The sequence below is a fragment of the Curtobacterium luteum genome (assembly GCF_014646995.1).
Lineage (GTDB): Bacteria > Actinomycetota > Actinomycetes > Actinomycetales > Microbacteriaceae > Curtobacterium > Curtobacterium luteum.
Genome location: NZ_BMOI01000005.1, coordinates 182,563 through 197,716, shown reverse-complemented (window position 1 = coordinate 197,716; position 15,154 = coordinate 182,563). Strand labels below are relative to the sequence as shown.

Here is a 15,154-nt window from a genome sequence, read left to right as displayed (position 1 = left end):
GTGCGGGACCGGGGTCAGCCGCGCGGGGGCTCGGCCAGGACGACCGGGTGGTCCTTGTGGATCACGCCGACCTTCGCGGCGCCACCGGGCGAGCCGACCTCTTCGAAGAACTCGACGTTGGCCTTGTAGTAGTCGGCCCACTCCTCGGGGAGGTCGTCCTCGTAGTAGATCGCCTCCACCGGGCAGACCGGCTCGCACGCTCCGCAGTCGACGCATTCGTCGGGGTGGATGTACAGCGAGCGGTCGCCCTCGTAGATGCAGTCGACCGGGCACTCGTCGATGCAGGCGCGGTCCTTGACGTCCACACAGGGCTGAGCGATCACGTACGTCACGGGTCGAGTCTACTCACGGCCCTGGGCAGGTCCGGACAGCCGGGCGTCGCCGCGAGTGGGACGACGGGTGTCGCCGAAGTCCGGCCAGACGAGGACGACGAACGCCACCGCGGTCGGCGCGATCATCCACACGTAGCCCGCGGTGTTCGCGAGGACGAGCTGGAGGAGGAACGTCGTGGCGATCGCGATGCCGAGCCAGGCCGCCACGACGAGCACCCGCGACCGGGACAGCAGTCGGAGTCCGGCGAGCAGCCCGACCACGACGAGCGTCGGCAGGAACGCCCCGATCGGGAACGTGCCGATGGTCTGCTGGTGCGTGACGGAGCCGAGGCCTCCCGCGACGAGTCCGAGCACGAACGACACGACGACCGCGGTGGCCTTGCCCTGCGGGGTGAACTCCGCGAAGGTCTGCGGCGTCGGCGGCACCGGGTCCGCGTCGTGTCGGAAGGCCTCGACCGCCGGGGCGACCTGCCGCTCACCGTGCGGCATCACCCACGACAGCGCGGTCGGGTCGGCGGGGTCGACCGGGTCGACCGTCAGCTGCGACCGGTACTGCTCGAGGGCGGCGCGGACCCTGGCCCGGACCGGCGCGACGTCGACGGTGAGGTCGGCGAGCCCGGAGTCCGGGTCGACGATCATCGAGAACGGGACCTCCTCGGCCTTCGCGGCGTACCGGGCCGCGTGGTGCACCCGCACGTGGTCCGGGTGCCCGTAGCCGCCGTCGTCCGCGTAGCTGACCACGGCGTCCGCCATCGTCGAACGGATCGCGGCGCGGACGTCGTCCACGACCTCGCCGAGGTCGGCCATCGTGAGCGAGTCCGCCGGGGCGTCGTCGGCGGCCGTCGCACGACCGTCCGGTCCCCACTGCATCCCCGAGTCGGCGTACCGACGCTCGGGCAGGTCGGTCGGGCGCGCTCCCGGTCCCCCGAGCCAGAGGTGCGCCGGAGAGCCGAGCGCGGCCAGGGCCGCTGCGATCTCGCCCTCGCGGTGGGCGGCGACGCGGGGGCCGTCGCCTTCGAGCGGCGCGAGCTCGGGAGTGAGCATCGCGCCCCGCTCGCCGCGGGTCGCCGTGAGGACGGTGACCTCGGCGCCGAGCTCGAGCAGGGTGGCGATCGTCCCGCCCGACACGAGGGTCTCGTCGTCGGGGTGGGCGCGCACGAACAGGACGCGCTCTGGGCGGGTGACGGGGGCCTCGGACATCGGGGACCAGCGTACGGGAACGCCCTAGCGCGGGGTCACGATGTAGGTCGCGGCGACCCCGGCGTCGGTCTTCGCGACGGTCAGGACGACGCGGTACCCGTCGCTCCGGAACAGGCCGAACGCGCTCGTCGAGTCCGCCCGCTGCACTGACTCGGTGTACCCGGCACCGGTCAGGGCGTCGGCCGCGGCCTGGAACCCGTCGACCGACCCGACCCGGACCTGGGCGACCCAGCCGGAGCCGTCCGGGCCCGCTCCTCCGCCGAGGACCGTGCCGTCGACGAGCGGGACGTCCGCCGTCGGGAACCCGTCCGGGAGTTGCCCGTCCGAGGTCACCTTCGCTCCCTTGAGCGCCGTGTCCAGCGCGCCGTCGATGCCCCCGGCGACCGAGGCCATGCCATCCTGGATCGCCTTGCCGTCGATGCCCTTGACGGTCTCGGACACGCCCGACGCGACGCTCGACCCGAAGTCGGTGGCCTGCTTGACGGACTCGGACGAGCAGCCGCTCAGCCCGGCGAGGGCGATGCCGGCGGCGACGGCGGCGATCAGGGTGCGGGTCGGGGTACGCATGCGCAGCACCATAGATGGTCCGACGGGAGGCCCGGCGCGTGTTCGCTGTGAACCTCCCGTCCGGCGGCGGTCAGGCCAGGTACGCGCGCGCCGCGGCCACCGCCGCGTCGACGCCGACCGGGATCGCCGTCTCGGCCTGGGGTGCGTAGAACGGCGAGTGGTTGCTCGGGATGTCCCGGCCGGTGCGGAACAGCTCCGGGTCGGTGATGCCGGTGAACCAGTAGACGATCGGCACGCCCGCAGCGGTGGCCAGCTGGCCGACGTCCTCGGACGCCATGGCGAGGCCGGACTCGAGGTCGATCGCGTTCGGCACCGCGGCACCGACGGCCGCGAGGACCTTCGCCGCCTGCTCCGGGTCGTTCACGAGCACGTCCGCTCCCGGCGAGCGCTCGATGGTCGGCGCCGGGAGGCCGCCCGCCTCGCTCTCGGCGCGGACGATCCGCTCGATCGAGCTGATGATCCGGGCGCGGGTCTCCTCGTTCCGGGCGCGCGTCGAGATCTCGATGACCGCCTGGTCCGGGATGATGTTGGCGCGGGTCCCGGAGTGGAACGAGCCCACGGTGACGACGCCGGCGTCGCTCGGTGCGACCTCGCGCGCGACGACCGTCTGCAGCCGCACCACCGCGGATGCGGCGGTGACGATCGGGTCGAGGGACGCCTGCGGTGCCGAGCCGTGCGCCCCGCGGCCGGTGAACGTCACGGTCAGCCGGTCGCTCGACGCCATGACCGGCCCGGAGCCGACCGCGACGGTGCCGACCGGTGCGGGTGCGGAGTGCTGACCGAGGACGACGTCGGGCTGCGGGAAGCGCTCGACGAGCCCGTCGTCGATCATCGCGCGGGCTCCGGAGATGACCTCCTCCGCCGGCTGGAACACCGCGACGACCGTGCCGTGCCACTCGTCGGTCGTCGCGACGAGGCGTTCGAGCGTGCCGAGCAGCCACGTGACGTGGATGTCGTGGCCGCAGGCGTGCATCGTCGCCACGGTGGCGCCCGACTCGTCCTGGCCGGTGTGCTCGCTCGCGTACGGCAGCCCGGTGCGCTCCTGCACGGGCAGCCCGTCCATGTCGGCGCGGAGCCAGATGGTCGGTCCCTCGCCGTTCGTCAGGACCGCGACGACGCCCGTGCCGCCGACGCCCGTCGTGACCTCGACACCGGACAGCTCCGCGAGCCGCTCGGCGATCACCCCCGCCGTCCGGGTCTCCTGGAAGCCGAGCTCCGGGTGTGCGTGCAGGTCCTGGTAGATGGCAAGCAGATCGAACGTCACCCGTCCACCGTACAACCGAGCCGTGGGACGCCGACGGCCCGGCCACCTCGACGAGGTGACCGGGCCGACGGACGGAGGACGGGCCTCCAGGCTGATGCTGACGCGACGCTCCTACGCGACGTGCCTACGCATCCTGGCGCTTGAGGCGGGCGTACGCGCGCTGGCGGGCCTGCGCGTCCAGCTCGACCTTGCGGATGCGGACGGCGTCCGGCGTGACCTCGACGCACTCGTCCTCGCGGGCGAACTCGAGGCACTCCTCGAGCGACAGCTGCCGCGACGGGGTCATGGACTCGAAGGTGTCGGCCGTCGACGAACGCATGTTCGTCAGCTTCTTCTCCTTCGTGATGTTCACGTCCATGTCGTCGGCGCGCGAGTTCTCGCCGATGACCATGCCCTCGTAGACCTCCTCCGTCGGGTTGACGAAGAACGTCATCCGCTCCTGGAGGTTCGTGATGGCGAACGGCGTGACGACACCGGAACGGTCGGACACGATGGAGCCGTTGATACGGGTCTGGATCGGGCCGGCCCACTCGCCGTAGCCGTGCGAGATCGCGTTCGCGATGCCGGTGCCGCGGGTCTCGGTGAGGAACGAGGTGCGGAAGCCGATGAGGCCGCGCGACGGCACGATGAACTCCATGCGGATCCACCCGGTGCCGTGGTTCACCATGTTCTCCATGCGGCCCTTGCGGGCGGCCATGAGCTGGGTGATGGCACCGAGGTGCTCTTCCGGCGTGTCGATCGTCATGTGCTCGTACGGCTCGAGGAGCTTGCCGTTCTCGTCGCGCTTGGTGACGACCTGCGGCTTGCCGACCGTGAGCTCGTAGCCCTCACGACGCATCTGCTCGACGAGGATGGCGAGCGCCAGCTCACCGCGGCCCTGGACCTCCCACGCATCCGGGCGGCCGATGTCCTGGACCTTGAGCGAGACGTTGCCGACGAGCTCGCGGTCGAGGCGGTCCTTCACCATGCGCGCGGTGAGCTTGTGGCCCTTGACCTTGCCGACGAGCGGGCTGGTGTTCGTGCCGATCGTCATCGAGATCGCCGGGTCGTCGACCGTGATGGTCGGCAGCGGGCGGACGTCCTCGGGGTCGGTCAGCGTCTCGCCGATGGTGATGTCCTCGAAGCCGGCGACGGCGACGATGTCACCGGGGCCCGCGGACTCGGCCGGGTAGCGGTCGAGGGCCTTCGTGATGAGCAGCTCGGTGATGCGGGCGTTCTGGACGGAGCCGTCGTGCTTGACCCACGCGACCGTCTGCCCCTTCTTCATCGTGCCGTGGAAGATGCGCAGCAGCGCGAGGCGGCCGAGGAACGGCGAGGCGTCGAGGTTCGTGACGTGTGCCTGGAGCGGGTGCTCGTCGTCGTACGTCGGGGCCGGCACGTGCTGGAGGATCGCCTCGAACAGCGGCTCGAGGTCCTCGTTGTCCGGCAGGCTGCCGTCGGCGGGCTTGGTGCGCGACGCGGCACCGGCGCGACCGGAGGCGTAGACCACCGGGACGTCGAGGATGGCGTCGAGGTCGAGGTCGTCGACCTCGTCCGACAGGTCGGAGGCCAGGCCGAGCAGGAGGTCCTGCGACTCGGAGACGACCTCGTCGATGCGGGAGTCCGGGCGGTCCGTCTTGTTGACGAGCAGGATCACCGGGAGCTTCGCGGCGAGGGCCTTGCGCAGCACGAAGCGGGTCTGGGGCAGCGGGCCCTCGGACGCGTCGACGAGCAGCACGACGCCGTCGACCATGGAGAGGCCGCGCTCGACCTCACCACCGAAGTCGGCGTGGCCGGGGGTGTCGATCACGTTGATCGTGATGCGGCCGCCCGGGTTGAACTCCTCGGCGTGCTTCCCGTTGTAGAGCACCGAGGTGTTCTTCGCGAGGATGGTGATGCCCTTCTCGCGCTCGAGGTCGTTCGAGTCCATCATCCGGTCTTCGCCCTCGAAGTGGGCGTCGAACGAGTTGGTCTGCGTGAGCATCGCGTCGACGAGGGTGGTCTTGCCGTGGTCGACGTGTGCCACGATGGCGACGTTGCGCAGGTCGGACCGGGTGGCGAGCGCCATACAGAACATCCTTTGGTGTTCGGAAGAAGATCGGGCGGCCGACGGCGGCGCGTGCGCCGTGGTGGCACTGCCCGGAGGTGGGCAGAACGCCCGACACGCCAGTCTACCGGTAGTTCGCAACCAGCAGGAGTACAGACCATGAGCCGACGGCGAACGTGGACCGAGATCACGATCGTCCTGCTGCTGTCGCTCGGCGGCAGCGCGCTGTACTCGATCCTGCAGATCATCGACGACCTGTCGCAGACCACACCCCTCGGACAGCAGTCCACGGCCCTCAACCAGTCGACAACGACCGTCCAGTACGTCGACCTCGCCCGACAGCTCGTCGGCATCGCGGTCGACCTCGCCCCGGTGGCGCTCGTCTGCTACCTCCTGTGGAGCACGACCCGCCCGCACCTGGGCCGGCTCGGCATCGACCGGTTCCGGGTGCGGCCGGACCTCGGCGGCGCGGCCCTCATCGCGCTGTGCATCGGCATCCCCGGGCTCGCGCTCTACTTCACCGGACGCGCACTCGGCTTCACGGTGAACGTCGACCCGGCGGCACTCGACTCGTACTGGTGGACGATCCCGGTCCTGCTGCTCTCGGCGGTGCGGTCGGGCCTGCAGGAGGAGGTCATCGTCATCGGGTACCTCTACGAACGGCTCGGCGGGCTCGGCTGGGGGCGGTGGCAGGTCATCCTGTCCACCGCGGTGCTGCGCGGCAGCTACCACCTCTACCAGGGCTTCGGCGCGTTCGTCGGGAACGCCGTCATGGGCATCGTGTTCGGGTGGATCTACACGAAGTGGGGTCGGCTCCTCCCCCTCGTCATCACACACTGCCTGCTCGACGCAGTGGTGTTCGTCGGCTACCCGTGGGTGGCAGCGGCGTTCCCGCAGCTCTTCCGCTGACGACCGGACCGTCGACGCTCGTCCTCGGAACCGTTCCCGGGCGCGGACTCCCCCGTTCGAGCGTCAGCGTCCTCACCGACCACGTGCACCCCACTTCTGGGCGCACACAGCGGATCCACAGCGATCCGCGGCCAGGTCGCCGATCCACGGCCGTACCGTGAGCACATGAGCATCCCCGAGGTCGGCGAACCAGCGCCGGTCTTCAGCCTGGCCGGCACCGTCGTGCGCGACGGCAGTCGGACCGACGGCGTCTACGACCTGTCCGCGCAGATCGGCCGCACCGTCGTGCTCGCCTTCTACCCGGGCGACGCGACCCCCGTGTGCAGCGCACAGCTGTGCAGCTACCAGGAGGAGCTCGACGACTTCGACGAACTCGGCGCCGTCGTGTGGGGGATCAGCCCCCAGGCGCTCGACTCCCACGAGTCCTTCGCGCGGGGCTCGTCGCTGACCTTCCCGCTCCTGAGTGACCCGTCCGGCGCGGTCGTCCGATCCTACGGGGTCCGTGCACCGGGCATCGGCCTCCGGCGCTCGGTGTTCGTCATCGGACCCGACGGGATCGTGCGCTGGCGGCACGTCGGCATGGTCGGCCTGCGCTTCCCGAAGGCGCAGGTCATCCGCGAGCAGATCGAGCAACTCGTCGGCTGACGGCGTGTCGGTCTCCGGAATCTCCCAGCTTGGGGTATTGACACCCGAACGGGGGTGCGGGGACGATTGGCGCAACGAGAGGTCCACGTTGGACTTGCCTCCCCGGAGAATCGGGTCATCCGGAGATACGCGCCGGTGTGTCACACCCGCTCCCCGGATGTCTCCGGGGAGGCGCTCTCGGAACACTCTCCTACGCTGTGTGCGTGACCATCATCGTCGCGCCCGGGATGCGCGTCCTCGCCGTCGCGCTGTGGGCCGTGTCCGTCGCGCTCGTCCCCCTCGCGGTCGTCGGCGACGGCTCCCCCTGGCTGGCGCCCCTCCCGAGCCTCTTCATCATGTTCTTCGCTTGGGCCGTGCTCTGGCGCCCGCGCATCGTGCTCACCCATGAGGCGCTCCGCATCGTCGACGTCCGTCGCGAGAGCACCTACGCCTGGCGGCGCGTCACCGACGTCCGGACCAAGTACGGGCTCGAGGTCGTCTCGAGCGAGGGCGTGCGCCGCACCTGGATCGCGACGCGGCCGACGGCCCGGCTCGGTTCCCTCCGGCCTGGAGGCACGGTCCGGCTCAGCGTCGAGGCTGCGGCCGACGAGGTGCGCGCGATGGTCCCCGCGGTCGCCGAGCAGGACGGCCCGCCCCCGGCGAGCGTCACCGCTGCGCCGATCGTGCACCGGGCGCACGGCTGGTCCGTCCTCGCGCTGGTCGTGCTCGGGTTCGTCGGGGCGATGGCGGCCGCGCAGCTCTAGCGGTCGCGCAGCGCTCGCGGCCACGCAGCGCTCGCGGCCACGCAGCGCTCGCGGCGACGCAGCGCTCGGCGCGTCCCCGAGCCGGGCGGGCCCGGCGAGGCGGGCGCACACCGTGCCTCCAGGCCGACCCGGCACGCACCGAGTGCGACCGGTGCCGGGGCCCGGACGGACCGCGCCCCTCGACACCGGAGGGTGTCGAGGGGCGCGGTCGGTCGTGTCGCCCTGCAGGCCTACTCGTCCGAGCCGGCGGCGAGGATCTGCCGCCGCAGCTCGCGACGCTCGCGCTGGACGTCGGGGTCCGGCAGCGGCACGGCGGCGATGAGGCGCTGCGTGTACGGATCCTGCGGGTCGCGGAGGATCTGGTCACGCGTGCCGACCTCGGCCAGGTGGCCGTGGTGGAGCACCGCGATGCGGTCGGCCAGCACGTCGATGACCGCGAGGTCGTGCGTGACGAAGAGGCACGCGAACCGGAACTCGCGCTGCAGGTCCTTGAGCAGCTCGAGCACCGTCGCCTGCACCGAGACGTCGAGCGCCGAGGTCGGCTCGTCCGCGATGAGCAGCTTCGGCCGGAGGGCGAGCGCGCGGGCGATGCCGATGCGCTGCTTCTGGCCGCCGGAGAGCTCGTGCGGGAAGCGCGTCGAGTACGACGTGGGGAGCCGGACCGCCTCGAGCAGCGACTCGACCTCCCGCTCGAGCTCGCGTCCCTTCATCCCCTTGCCGAGGAGCAGCGGCTCCCCGATCGACTGTCCGATCGTCATGCGCGGGTTCAGCGACGACGACGGGTCCTGGAAGACGATGCCGGCGTTCTGGTGCACCTGGCGGACGAGCGATCGGGTCGGCTTCGAGAGGTCGATGCCGGTGACCTCGAGCCCGCCCGACGTGATCGGCAGCAGGCCGATCGCGGCACGTCCGAGCGTGGACTTGCCGGAACCGGACTCGCCCACGAGGCCGACGACCTCACCCTCGTGCACGGACAGGTCGACGCCGTCGATGGCCCGGAACGCCTTGACGCGGCCGCGGCCCGGGTACTCGATCACGACGTTCGAGAACTCGAGCACCGCCGGCCCGAGCGTCTGCACGACGTCCGTGTGGGTGAGGGTCTCCCCCACGTGCACGGGTGCGTCGCTCTCGACCACCGACTCGAGGGTCTCGGTGAGGTCGATCACGGTGTCGCCGGCCTGACCGAGGCGAGGCACGGCGTCGAGCAGCGTGCGCGTGTACTCGTCCTGCGGCGCCGCGAAGACGTCGCGGACCGTGCCGGTCTCGACCGCCACGCCCTGCTGCATGACGACGATGCGGTCCGCGAGGTCGGCGACGACGCCCATGTCGTGCGTGATCAGGAGGACCGCGCTGCCGAGCTTGCCGGCGAGGTCGCGGATGAGGTCGAGGATCTCCGCCTGGACGGTGACGTCGAGGGCGGTGGTCGGCTCGTCCGCGATGAGGAGCTTCGGGTCGCAGGAGATCGACTGCGCGATCATCGCGCGCTGCCGCTGACCGCCCGAGAGCTGGTGCGGGTACGAGTTGAACGCCTTCTGCGGGTCCGGCATCTCCACGAGCGTGAGCAGCTCGATGGCGCGGTCCTTGGCCTCGTTCGGCGAGATGCCGTAGTGGATGCGGAGCGTCTCGACGATCTGGGACCCGACGGTGAAGACCGGGTTCAGGGCCGTCATCGGCTCCTGGAAGATCACCGCGATCTCCTTGCCGCGGTACTCCCGGAGCTGCGCCGACCGGAGCCCGAGGAGCTCCTTGCCGTTGAACTCGATCGAGCCGTTCACGCGGGCGTTGCGGGGCAGGAGGCCGAGGATCGACATCGAGCTCACGGACTTGCCCGAGCCGGACTCGCCCACGAGCGCGAGGACCTCACCGGAGTGGATCTCGTACGAGAGGTGCTTGACCGCGGGGGTCCAGACGTCGTCGACCGCGAAGTCGACGTCGAGTCCGGAGACCTTGACGACGGGGGTGCTGGTGGCGGCCGGGGTGGTGGCCGCGGAGGCGGGCGTGCTCAACGACGTCCGGTCCTTTCCCGACCGCTCGTGGCGGCCGCGTGGGTGGTGTTGGTGAGGCGACGACGGGGCGACAGGCGTCGGGCCGCACGGCCCGGACCTGCGACGATGGAGGCATGCCTGCCTCCCCGTCGACGCGCGATGTGTTCGTGTCCAGGTCCAACCGCGGACTCGCGGTCGCGCTCTGGCTGATCGTGGCCCTGCTGTTCGTCACGACCGTCCTGACCGACCGGACCTGGACGGCCCGGGCATTGGCGGTCGTGCCGACGCTGTTCGGCGTCGCGCTCGGCTGGGTCGCGCTCTGGCGTCCGCGCATGACGGTCGACGACGACGGCGTCGAGGTCGTCAACGTGTTCCACACCGTGCGCGTGCCCTGGGCGGCGCTCGTGCACGTCGACACGCGCTTCGCCCTGAGCCTGGTCACCCCGAGCCGGCGCGTGTCGGTCTGGGCCGCCCCGGCGCCCGGTCGTGCCGGAGTGGCACTCGCGAGGCGTCAGGAGCAGCGACACGGCCGCAGCGTCCCGGACACCGGCGACGGCGGACGCCGGGCCGGGGACCTGCTGTCCACCGCGTCGGGCGACGCCGCCTACCTCGTCCGCCACCGCTGGGACCAGCTGCGCGAACGCGGCGCCATCGAGCTCGGCACGGCCGACGCCGTGCGCGTGCCGGTCACACTGCACTGGGCGTCGATCGTGCTGCTCGCGGCGACCGCCGTCGGCGGCTGGTTCGCGATCGCGGCGCGCTAGGAGGGCGGCGGACGTCACGCGCTGATCATCTCCGAGCCGGAGGTGTTCTGCGGCTCGCGCGTCTTGCGGAGGCTGAACCGCTTGGAGCGCGGGTCGAAGGCGTCGCGCAGGCCGTCACCGATGAAGTTCACGCAGAGCGCGAGCAGCACGATGAAGGTCGCGGGCCACCAGAACAGGTACGGGCGGGTCTGGAACGCGGACTGGTTCTGGCTGATGAGCAGACCCAGCGACGAGTCCGGCGCCTTGATGCCGTAGCCGAGGTAGCTCAGCGCCGTCTCGAGCAGGATCGCCGAGGCGATGAGCAGCGTCGCGGAGACGATGATGACGCCGATGGCGTTCGGGAGGATGTGCCGGAAGATGATCCGGGCGTCCGACGCGCCGGCGACCCGGGCCGCCTCGACGAACTCGCGCTCGCGGAGCGAGAGGAACTCCGCACGCACGAGACGGGCGATGACCATCCACGAGACCAGGCCGAGCAGGAGCGCGAGGCCCCACGCGCCGAGACCGTTCGCCGTCTTGCCGACCACGGCGCCGATGACGATCGCGGGGATGACGATGAAGATGTCGGTGATGCGCATGAGGACGGCGTCCACGGTGCCGCGGAAGTAGCCCGCGATGGCGCCGATCACGACGCCGATGAACGTGGCGAACAGGCCGATCACGATCATGACGAGCACGGAGTTCTGGATGCCGCGCATGGTCAGCGCGAAGTAGTCCTTGCCGATGCGGTCCTGCCCGAACGGGTGGTCCGCCGTCGGCGCGCCGCCGTTCTGCAGGTCCTCGAGCGCCTTGTACGAGTAGTGCCACCAGCCGGGGATCGGGCCGAGGCCGACCGCTGACACGGCGAACACCAGCACGAGCAGGTAGACGATCAGTGCGATGACGGCCAGCTTGTTGGCGAGGAAGCGACGGAGGATGATCCGTCCCTGGCTCTCGCCGACGCGCTTCTCGTGCGAGCCGGGGGTCTCGCCGACGTCCGTGCCGTCGCCGATGTTGGGTTCGAGCGGGGCGCCGCCCTGGATCGTGCTCATCGGTTGTCCTCCTGGAGGTGCAGGTCCGCCTGGTCGGTGGGTCCCGTGACCGCGGTCGTGGCGACGGTCGTCGTCGTGGCGGCGGTCATCGGACGCGCACCCGCGGGTCGAGGGCCGAGTAGGCCAGGTCGGCGAGGAAGTTGAAGGCGATCGCGGTGATCGCGATGACGAGGAAGTACCCCATCACCGGGTTCACGTCCGTGATCGACAGACCGCTGTTGAACAAGCTGCCCATGCCGGAGATCGCGAAGACGCGCTCCGTGATGATCGCGCCACCGAGCAGCGCGCCGATGTCGGTCGCCACGAGCGTCGCGATCGGGATGAGCATGTTGCGCAGCGCGTGGCGCACGATGACGGTGCGCTCCGGCAGGCCCTTCGCCCGAGCGGTGCGGACGTAGTCCTGGTCGAGGACCTCGAGCATGCCCGACCGCGAGTACCGCGTGTAGCTCGCGAAGCTGATGAGCAGGAGCGAGATCGTCGGCAGCAGCAGGTGCGTGTACGTGTCGATGCCGGTGATCCAGATGTCGCCGGTCAGGCCGGGGGTCTGCGAGCCCACCGTCGCGATCGGACGCGACACGTAGTTCTGCGTGTAGTCGATCCACGAGCGCATGAAGCGGTCGAGCAGGATGACCCCGGCGCTGAGGAACGCCGTCAGCGCACCGATGCGCATCATCAGCCCGCGGTCGTGTCCGCCGACGAAGTAGCCCGACGCGAGGCCGACGAGCACGGTGACGATCGCGAGGATGACGATCGTGCCGACGGACGACACGTTCAGCAGGCCCTGGATCGCGAAGTACGCGATGATCGCGGCGAGCACGTTGATGCCCGCGGTGAGCCATGCACGACGGTTCTTCGTACCGGCGAGGAGCGTCACCATCGCGAGGCCGATGCCGGCGGTGAAGAGGATCACGAAGACCGGGCCGAGCGACGGGTCGGTGAACCAGCCGGTGGCCTGCATGAGCAGGAGCATGCCAGCGGTCACGACCGCGCTGACCGCGAAGACGATCAGGCGACGCTTCAGGATGCCGCCGACGATCAACTGGATGACGAGACCGACGACGACGGCGATCACGACGAGGTTGACCGGCGGGATCCTCGGGTCGACGAGGAAGTTGTTGTAGTCGAGCGCGATGAACGACTTCAGGAGCACGGCCATCAGGAAGGACGGCAGCGAGTAGAGGAAGAAGCTGACCAGGGTGATCGAGTAGTCGAAGCCCGAGTAGACGCGCAGCGCGGTCACGACGCCGAGACCGATGCCGAAGATGATCGCCAGGACGAACGAGAACGTCACCAGCTGGATCGTCGAACCGACGGCCTGCGGGAGCAGCTGGGCGACCGGCTGGTTCTGGAACGTCACGCCGAGGTCGCACTGACCGATGACGCACTTGCCGACGCCGCTGATCCACAGACCCCAGCGCAGCGGCGGGATCAGGTCGAGGTGCTGCGCTGCGACTCGTGCGGCGATGAGCTGCTCACGGTTCGGCGAGTTGCTCTGTTGGAGGTCCTGCAGGGGGGTTCCCCGCGATCGCCGCCAGGTTGTACATGATGAACGACGCGGCGATGAGGATGAGGACCGAGACGAGGATCCGTCTCGCGATGAAACTCACCATGGGCGATGGGTGCCTCTCCGGTGTGGTGGTTCGTGCTGCTGGTCGTCCGATCGGGCGGCCCGAGCAGCAAGGGTACTGGGTCCCGCGGGCAGGGTCGTCTTCGACCATGCTCAGCGGCGTGGGGCCGGGTCTCGGCCGTGGGGGTGTAGGCCGGTCGGTGTCCCGGCTCACGGGAGGGCGCCGGACTCGTCGAGTCCGGCGCCCCCTCGTGCGTGGTGCTGATCAGCGACCGGTCAGGATCACTTGGTCCAGTCCCAGACGTTCCAGAAGATGCCCGTCTGGCCACCGAAGTACTCGATGCCCTTGATGTTCGAGCCGGTGGCGAAGAGGCCGGGGCTCTGGAACAGCGGCAGACCGTACGCCTTGTCGAAGGCGATCTTGTCGATCTCCATCTTCATGTCGTTCAGCTTGGACTCGTCCAGCGTGCTCTGGGTCTCGACAGCGAGCTTCGAGGCCGTGGCGTCGTTGAACTTGTTGTAGTTGCCCGAGTTGTTCGTCTGGAAGAGCTGCGGGATCGCGGCGTTGCCGGCACCCGGGTTCACCCAACCGAAGATCGAGGCGTCGTAGTCGCCACCTGCGAGAAGCGAGGACCAGTCGGGCGAGCCGCCGTCGACGACCTTGATGCCGGCCTTGGCGGCCGAGGCCTGGATCGCCTGGAACGTGTCCACGCGGTTCGGGTTCTCGGTGTTGTAGAGGATCTTGATCGACGGGGTGGCGCCGTTCAGGAGCTTCTTCGCCTCGGCGATGTCGACCTTGCTGTAGTCGGACGAGTCGTTGTTCTTGACCGTGTCGTCGTAGCCGTCCTGGCCCGGCAGGTAGAGCTGCGAGTCGAGGACCTTGGCGTCCTTGTTGATCGGGGTGACGATCGAGTTCAGGATCTGCTCACGCGGGATGGTGAGGAGGAACGCCTTGCGGACGTTCTCGTCCTTGAAGACCGACGAACCGAAGTTCAGGTCGAGGTGGTCGTAGGCGACCTGCGAGCCCTCGATGGTCTTCACACCGGAGGCGGCGTCGAGCGCCTTCACCGTGTCGGCCGAGGCCTGCGGCTGGATCGCGTCGACCTCGCCGTTCTGGAGCGCGGTCACCTGAGCGTTCGCGTCACCGATGAAGCGGACGACGAGCTTGCCGAACTTGACCTTGTGCTCGCCGGTGTACTCCGGGTTCGGCACGAGGGTCATCGACTGCTTCGGGGTCCAGGCGGAGACCATGAGCGGGCCACCCGAGACGAGGAGCTTCTTGTCGCTCGGCAGGCTGGTCTTGTCGTAGCCGGTGTTGACGAAGTCGGCGACCTTCTTGAGGACCGAGTTCGCCGCGGCGGGCTTGGCGGGGTCACCGGCGGGGGTGTCCTTGAGCGCCGTGAGGAGGTCGTCGACCGTGGTGCCGGCCTCTTCCGTCACGACGTGCGCCGGGAACTGGATGGGGTTCACCAGCTGCCAGTCGACGTAGGGCTCCTTGTACTTGATGGTGATGGAGTCCTTGGTGATGTCCGTCGGGTAGTCCGTCTTGAACGGGGACGCCGACGCGAGCGAGAAGTACTGCGTCCCGCTCGTGACCTTGCCGGTCGACTCGTCCTGCGTGGCCGAGTCGTAGTAGCCGGACGCCTGTGCCCAGCCCAGGAGGAGGTCGTCAGAGGTGATGGACTTGCCGTCGGACCACTTCGCGTCCTTGTTCAGCGTGTACTTGACCGTCAGGGGGTCGTCGCTGAGCTTCTCGACGGTGCCGAGGTCGGTGTTCGGCGTGATCTTGTAGTCCGAGCCCAGCGTCACGAACTGCGGCTGGGTCATGTAGTTGATCATGCCGTTCATGTCCAGGTTGCCCTGGGGGGTGTTGTAGTTGAACGACGTGACTTCGTTGACCTGCGCGACGGTGATGGTCTTGTTCGACGCCGAACCCGACTCATTGGCACTGGGAGAAGTGGTGCAACCGGCGAGGGCGATCGCAGCCGCCCCGGCCAGGGCGACGGCGCCGAGCAGCTGGCGCCCTCGCTTCTTGGTGATGTTCACTCTGTGATCCTCCTGATGGAATGTGACCGAACACGAGGGAGGCAGGCTCCACGCCGCGTTCGCAAGAACCCTAGG

At 69.7% G+C, this 15,154-nt stretch carries 14 protein-coding genes; 4 read left to right on the top strand and 10 right to left on the bottom strand.

Features of this window, described 5'->3' with window-relative positions:
* Positions 1-14: 14 nt before the first annotated feature.
* From fdxA to typA, 5 genes are all read right to left on the bottom strand, one after another.
* Positions 15-332: a ferredoxin gene (gene fdxA / locus IEY20_RS07830; RefSeq protein WP_071292706.1), complete on the bottom strand. Its 318-nt coding sequence runs from the start codon at positions 330-332 to the stop codon at positions 15-17.
* A 9-nt stretch (positions 333-341) separates the two neighbouring features.
* Positions 342-1,532, bottom strand: coding sequence for a PIG-L family deacetylase (locus IEY20_RS17465; RefSeq protein WP_175328536.1), 1,191 nt, complete (start codon positions 1,530-1,532; stop codon positions 342-344).
* A 24-nt stretch (positions 1,533-1,556) separates the two neighbouring features.
* Complete coding sequence (locus tag IEY20_RS07820) at positions 1,557-2,099, bottom strand: hypothetical protein (protein ID WP_175328535.1); 543 nt, start codon at positions 2,097-2,099, stop codon at positions 1,557-1,559.
* A 70-nt stretch (positions 2,100-2,169) separates the two neighbouring features.
* Positions 2,170-3,363 carry an amidohydrolase gene (locus IEY20_RS07815; protein WP_175328534.1) on the bottom strand — a complete coding sequence of 398 codons (1,194 nt, stop codon included), beginning with the start codon at positions 3,361-3,363 and terminating at the stop codon, positions 2,170-2,172.
* A 124-nt stretch (positions 3,364-3,487) separates the two neighbouring features.
* Positions 3,488-5,410, bottom strand: coding sequence for a translational GTPase TypA (gene typA / locus IEY20_RS07810; protein WP_175328533.1), 1,923 nt, complete (start codon positions 5,408-5,410; stop codon positions 3,488-3,490).
* Between the two features lie 138 nt (positions 5,411-5,548).
* Between typA and IEY20_RS07805 the strand changes: the two genes are divergently transcribed.
* The 3 genes from IEY20_RS07805 to IEY20_RS07795 all read left to right on the top strand — a co-directional run bounded on the left by IEY20_RS07805 (position 5,549) and on the right by IEY20_RS07795 (position 7,686).
* A complete protein-coding gene (locus IEY20_RS07805; RefSeq protein ID WP_175328532.1) occupies positions 5,549-6,298 on the top strand; it encodes a CPBP family intramembrane glutamic endopeptidase in 750 nt (249 codons plus the stop codon).
* A gap of 165 nt (positions 6,299-6,463) precedes the next feature.
* Positions 6,464-6,943: a peroxiredoxin gene (locus IEY20_RS07800; RefSeq protein WP_031274151.1), complete on the top strand. Its 480-nt coding sequence runs from the start codon at positions 6,464-6,466 to the stop codon at positions 6,941-6,943.
* Between the two features lie 203 nt (positions 6,944-7,146).
* On the top strand, positions 7,147-7,686 hold the full coding sequence (locus IEY20_RS07795) for a PH domain-containing protein (protein ID WP_148286284.1): 540 nt from the start codon (positions 7,147-7,149) through the stop codon (positions 7,684-7,686).
* A 230-nt stretch (positions 7,687-7,916) separates the two neighbouring features.
* Here IEY20_RS07795 and IEY20_RS07790 read toward each other — a convergent pair whose 3' ends face one another.
* On the bottom strand, positions 7,917-9,692 hold the full coding sequence (locus IEY20_RS07790) for an ABC transporter ATP-binding protein (protein ID WP_175328531.1): 1,776 nt from the start codon (positions 9,690-9,692) through the stop codon (positions 7,917-7,919).
* 146 nt (positions 9,693-9,838) lie between these two features.
* Between IEY20_RS07790 and IEY20_RS07785 the strand changes: the two genes are divergently transcribed.
* Positions 9,839-10,435, top strand: coding sequence for a PH domain-containing protein (locus IEY20_RS07785; RefSeq protein ID WP_175328530.1), 597 nt, complete (start codon positions 9,839-9,841; stop codon positions 10,433-10,435).
* A 14-nt stretch (positions 10,436-10,449) separates the two neighbouring features.
* Here the strand turns inward: IEY20_RS07785 and IEY20_RS07780 are convergent, their stop codons facing one another.
* The 4 genes from IEY20_RS07780 to IEY20_RS07770 form a co-directional block, all read right to left on the bottom strand.
* On the bottom strand, positions 10,450-11,466 hold the full coding sequence (locus tag IEY20_RS07780) for an ABC transporter permease (protein WP_022904759.1): 1,017 nt from the start codon (positions 11,464-11,466) through the stop codon (positions 10,450-10,452).
* A gap of 85 nt (positions 11,467-11,551) precedes the next feature.
* Positions 11,552-12,823, bottom strand: coding sequence for an ABC transporter permease (locus IEY20_RS07775; protein WP_308424191.1), 1,272 nt, complete (start codon positions 12,821-12,823; stop codon positions 11,552-11,554).
* 115 nt (positions 12,824-12,938) lie between these two features.
* Positions 12,939-13,076 carry a hypothetical protein gene (locus IEY20_RS17360; RefSeq protein WP_308424190.1) on the bottom strand — a complete coding sequence of 46 codons (138 nt, stop codon included), beginning with the start codon at positions 13,074-13,076 and terminating at the stop codon, positions 12,939-12,941.
* A gap of 239 nt (positions 13,077-13,315) precedes the next feature.
* Positions 13,316-15,079: an ABC transporter family substrate-binding protein gene (locus tag IEY20_RS07770; protein ID WP_022904762.1), complete on the bottom strand. Its 1,764-nt coding sequence runs from the start codon at positions 15,077-15,079 to the stop codon at positions 13,316-13,318.
* Positions 15,080-15,154: the final 75 nt, after the last annotated feature.